Genomic DNA, 4,874 nt, shown 5'->3' on the forward strand with positions numbered 1-4,874 from the left:
ATTCGATCCGAGCCCACTGGTCATCGGTCAGGAGAGCAGTACGAGACATTCCTCCACCCTCCCAAACGAATCACGATTCGATTAGGAGACACGCCCTAGTCGAAGCGAGATGAAAGAACGACCGATGACGTGGTTGGGCGACCATGCGAGCCCAGTTGATGGCGCGGCGACAGTACGAACGAACGCTCCGACCGCAACTGGGACGAAATACTCCAAGAACCACGCGTCACGCAAACCAGCACCCACCGGACTCTGTTCCGGCAGCATCAAAAGATGCGGATGGTGACCATCGCCAAACACCCCTCCTTATCGCCGATCTGGTCTTGGTGTCCCTGCTGACTGGAGGGGACGTCCTCCTGCTCGACCGGTCCGCGGCAATCATCGCGGGTTCGGCGATTTTCGCGCTGTGCTGGCACTTCTTGGGCTTCTGCCCCACGCGGGGCGGCTCCGACGAAACGAGTCCTCGGTCGGGGACTGATCGCCGCAGGCGAGCATTCGGACGTGTCGCCGGCTCGAGCGACACGGGGGAGTCGCTTTAGCCGGTGGTCTCATCGTGGGGTGAGTGCACGGGTTTTGATTCGACGGATCCGCGCTGGCGCAGGTAAACAGCAGCGCCGGCCAAGAGCGCTACGACCATGAACTCGCTTTGCCAGTTTTGAAACGACTCGAACCAGAACTGTGATGTCCCGACGTATTGGACAACGTTGACAATCTCCCCGCCGTGCTGAAGCTGTTCCTCGTTGTACGCCGCCGCGCCGCCGATGGCGTGTGCCACGAACGAGCCGAGGAACAGGATTCCGAACAGAATCAGCAAGGAGTTCTCATACACGACCAGGGTGATTCCGCCGCGACGGACCGGCCAAGGCGCCCGAGGATCGTCGCGATGTCGGCGGGGGTCTTCGTCCTGCGGCGCTGGCCCGTCGAGAGGCTTGGACTCGGAGGAGCCCTTCTGAAAGAGAAAGATCGTGAAAACGACGTAGGAGCCCATCTGCAGGAATTCGCTCTCCCAGTTCTCGAACACTGCCTCGACGAACTGGCCGCTGCCAAGAAACGCGGCGAACGACTCAGGTGCAAGACCGTGATCGGCGAACTCTTGATTGGCGACCTGCCATCCGGTGACTGACATCGCCGCGAGGAAGAGGACGAACAGTGCGACATTCACCAGCACCAGGCCTCGTTCGCGCAGCCAGCCCGTCATGATTCTCTGCCTCGTTGTGCTTCACTTTTCAGCGACAGTGCCGCCCCCATGAGGTGCTGCAAAGCGTGGAGAGTCGCCAAGTGAACAACCGTCTCCGGGTCACCCTCGAACTGGTGCACGAAGGATCTCAAATGGTCCTTATCTCCCGCGCAGATGTACACGGTGCCCGCGGGCTGCCCTTCCTCAGGTTCGGGACCACCCACGCCGGTGACGGCCACGACCAGATCGGCGCCCGTCAGACGCAGGGCGCCCTCGGCCATTTCCTGCGCGCATTGCGCGGTGATGATCCGTTCAGCAGCGACGCCCAGCACCTGACGCTTCATCATGGTCTGGTAGGCGACGATACTTCCCCGAAACCACCCGGATGTCTCAGGTGCTGCGGCAAGCGTGCGAGCGATGTTGCCTGCCGTGACCGACTCAGCCGCAACCACAGTGTGATTGCGGCCCTGAACGGCCGCAGCTACCGATTTCGCGACGCCGGCAAGTTCGTGGTCGGTGCCGTGCCCGTGATCGTCCATGGCTTCAGCTTGGCAGTCATCTACTCTTTGGGTACTTGGTGATGAGCATTGGCGGACCCGCGCCGCGCCCGGCGAGTGAAGCCGCTTAGCTGTTGCGGAGCGCGGAGATCAGTTCTGACTTCCGTTTTGCGGAGTAGCCGCTGAGCCCGATCTCCTTCGCCTTGGCCCGTAGCTGGGCGACAGTCCAGTCCTCGTAATCGCCGGACTTTCCGCCTTTGCGGCCGACCGAGGAACGTCCTTCCTTCGCGGCAGCATTGCTGATGCGCGCGGCTTTCTGTTTGCTGGCTCCGTCGTCCCGCAGTGTTTCGTAGAGCTCTGGGTCTTTCAGGCTGGAATTGCGGCGACCGGGCATGATGACCTCTCTGGCATAGGGTGAGTTCTCTTTGCCACGCTTCTCGCGTGAACGCGGGTTGTCAATCCCTCGCGCCTGGTTGCAGGCGGCGCATATCGTGGGCGAATGACCGAACCGGAGAATGCTGAAGCCGAGCCCCCCGACGGATCGACGGACATTTCGGAAGCGCAGAAACGTCGGACGGATGCTCTGGGAACCGGAGCGTCGGCGGATGGTGAGGGCGACGGCGAGCAGGACACTGCTTCAGGTGGCGCTCCTGACGAGAGTGATACCACCGAGCCCGATGGAACCCCTGTCGAGAATCCTTCCGGATAGCTTCGCAGCGATCAGATGCGGACGGGGATCGGATCTCACGCCCGGCAGCCTCCCGACATCGACCTCATTGTCGTGTCCGGAGGTTGCCGACGTTGTCCCTGGCTAGTGGTGGGATTCATACGATCGTTGGATCATGACAACCGCTTCGTCCCAGGACAGTGACTGCCCAACCTCGAGGGCATGGCCGAGGTCTTCGCCGTCGCTAGCGACGTACACGTTTCCAGCGCGATGGATGAATCCCATGGTGGCGGTAGGGGAGAGGATCACATAGAGTTCCTCGCCGATGAGCGCAACATCAGGCTCGACTGCCCGGCGATTCTCGATCGTGATTGTCATGGTGCCCCCGCGCATATTTATCCCCCAAACGGGGGTGATATCAAGTTATGACCGTGGGGCCACTTTCGAGAACCGCTTGACATGCCTCCCAAAAGCACGGTAGGGCAGCCTGAGAGTTTCAGGCTATTGCCAGGCGCGGTGACGTCATCGCTTCCGCCATTATCGGTCTCTCTGAATGAAGCTGCCGCATGGGAGCGCTGAAGTGCTGCTTGCGGGCGTGGCTTCAGGCGATCAATCGTCCATGACAAAGCTGTACACGAGTGCGTGATGGTTTTTGCGCCGGGAACTCCGCGTCAGTCAGGTAGGTGAGCGCCGCCAAGAGGCGACCGAACCGTCAGGTCCGACCGCCTCGAGGGGTTTCTAGCGGAAGGCGTCCTTGACGTCTTCGCCGACCTTCTTGGCCTTCGCTTCGGCCTGGTCGGCATTGCCCTCGGCTTCTAACCGCTCGTTGTCGGTTACGCGGCCTGCGGCTTCTTTGCCCTTGCCGGCGAGGTCTTGCGCAGCGTTCTTGATCTTGTCGTCCGCACCCATGATGATCATCCTTCTGTTGGTGAGCACAGTTTGTGCGCTCATCCAGTCACTGCAGTCCTCAAGCGCGACGGAAGATAGGGGTTGACCGATTTGGGCACCCGTGTTTGGCCTAGTACTACAGTCGCTTTTATTTTATTGTCTTCGGCGTGTTTCGAACGATTTCTGGCGTTCCCGTGTTAATCCTTGCGGGTGGGCGATGATGTTTGTGTGGCAGAGGTACAGGAGTGGGCTGACGGGTTGGAGGAGATCCGTGAGCTGATCGGGCCGCGTTTTGCCCGGTCAGAGCCGTGGGAGAACGCGGTGGACTATCTGCGCGGGCTTCTCTCGGGCCAGGAACGGAAGAATTCCTGGACGCTCTCTGAGCAGGCCGGCCAGGCTGTTCCGGACCGGATGCAGCGTCTTTTGTCGACGACCGACTGGGATTCTGACGCGGTGCGCGATGATCTGCGGTCTTACGTCGTCAAGCATCTCGGCGCGGCCGAGGGTGTGTTGATCGTTGATGAGACCGGGTTTTTGAAGAAAGGAAAGCGTTCCGCCGGGGTCGCCAGGCAGTACTCCGGGACTGCCGGACGGATCGAGAATTCCCAGATCGGTGTGTTCCTGACCTACTCGACGACAGCGGGTCGGACCTTCCTGGATCGGGAGCTCTATCTGCCCAAGGCGTGGGCCGATGACCGAGAACGTTGCGATGCCGCCGGGATCCCCGCCGATCGCGGTTTCAAGACGAAACCAGAGCTGGCCATGGACATGCTCGCCCGGGCGCTGGACGCGGGCGTCCCGGCCCGGTGGGTGACCGGAGACGCGGTCTACGGGCAGTACTACAAACTTCGGAAAGCACTCGAGGATCGAGGCGTGTTCTACGTCCTTGCGGTGCCGATGAATCAGCGTGTCATGGCCAAGACAACGGCGAGTATCCCGGGCGGCGAACGGCGAGCCGACGAACTGATCGCCGCTCTGCCTGCGACCGCGTGGCGGACTCGCTCCGCCGGTAACGGCTCGAAAGGTGATCGCCGCTACGCCTGGGCCAGGGCCCGCATCAACGGTGCACGCGACCCCGACGCCGAGTACTGGCTCCTGGCCAGGCGCAGCCTGAGCGACCCGACCGACATCGCCTACTACCTGACCCACGGACCCAAACGTGTTGCCCTGGCAGACCTGGCCCGGGCCGCCGGAGCCCGCTGGGCCATCGAGGAGAGCTTCCAGACCAGCAAAGGCCAAACAGGACTGGACCACTACCAGGTGCGTCAATACACAGGCTGGTATCGGCACATCACCCTCTCGATGCTCGCCCACGCCTTCCTGACCGTGACCCGGTCAAAAAAGGGGGCCAACATCCAGACGACAGCGACCTCATCACCCTGAGCCTGCCCGAAATCAGGCACCTCCTCGTCTGCCTGGTCTTCACCCAGCCAGCGAACCCCGAACGCGTCCTGAGCCGCTCACGCTGACGACGCCGACATCAACAAACCGCGAAACGACATCACTATCGAACCCGCGGACACACCCCATAAACACGACTGTAGTACTAGGGCGTGTTGATCAAGTGATTTCGGGTGCGCCTGGGCGACCATTGATCATGCATGAGCGTGATGTGGTTTCTGATGAGGCGTGGGCCGTGATCGAG

At 61.5% G+C, this 4,874-nt stretch carries 6 protein-coding genes; 1 reads left to right on the forward strand and 5 read right to left on the reverse strand.

The window, feature by feature from the left end; genetic code table 11:
* Window positions 1-535: 535 nt before the first annotated feature.
* From E3T33_RS06510 to E3T33_RS06535, 5 genes are all read right to left on the reverse strand, one after another.
* Window positions 536-1,198: a DUF6766 family protein gene (locus tag E3T33_RS06510; RefSeq protein ID WP_092325359.1), complete on the reverse strand. Its 663-nt coding sequence runs from the start codon at window positions 1,196-1,198 to the stop codon at window positions 536-538.
* Window positions 1,195-1,716 (reverse strand): CinA family protein, encoded by a 522-nt coding sequence (locus E3T33_RS06515; protein ID WP_092325357.1) that lies wholly within the window; start codon window positions 1,714-1,716, stop codon window positions 1,195-1,197. The genes E3T33_RS06510 and E3T33_RS06515 overlap by 4 nt, the downstream gene beginning before the upstream one ends.
* An 85-nt stretch (window positions 1,717-1,801) precedes the next feature.
* Window positions 1,802-2,068, reverse strand: a complete 267-nt coding sequence (locus E3T33_RS06520) for a Rho termination factor N-terminal domain-containing protein (protein ID WP_092325355.1) — start codon at window positions 2,066-2,068, stop codon at window positions 1,802-1,804.
* A gap of 417 nt (window positions 2,069-2,485) precedes the next feature.
* Entirely contained in the window at window positions 2,486-2,719 is a 234-nt protein-coding gene (locus E3T33_RS06530) for a hypothetical protein (RefSeq protein WP_134574983.1), read from the reverse strand.
* 360 nt (window positions 2,720-3,079) lie between these two features.
* Window positions 3,080-3,250 carry a CsbD family protein gene (locus tag E3T33_RS06535; RefSeq protein ID WP_092325361.1) on the reverse strand — a complete coding sequence of 57 codons (171 nt, stop codon included), beginning with the start codon at window positions 3,248-3,250 and terminating at the stop codon, window positions 3,080-3,082.
* A 246-nt stretch (window positions 3,251-3,496) separates the two neighbouring features.
* On the opposite strand from E3T33_RS06535, the gene E3T33_RS06540 reads away from it, so the two are divergent.
* Window positions 3,497-4,612, forward strand: a complete 1,116-nt coding sequence (locus tag E3T33_RS06540; protein ID WP_241982848.1) for an IS701 family transposase — start codon at window positions 3,497-3,499, stop codon at window positions 4,610-4,612.
* The last annotated feature ends 262 nt before the right edge of the window (window positions 4,613-4,874 follow it).

This window comes from Cryobacterium sp. TMT1-2-1 (assembly GCF_004403955.1).
In the GTDB taxonomy this organism is placed as follows: Bacteria; Actinomycetota; Actinomycetes; order Actinomycetales; family Microbacteriaceae; genus Cryobacterium; species Cryobacterium psychrotolerans.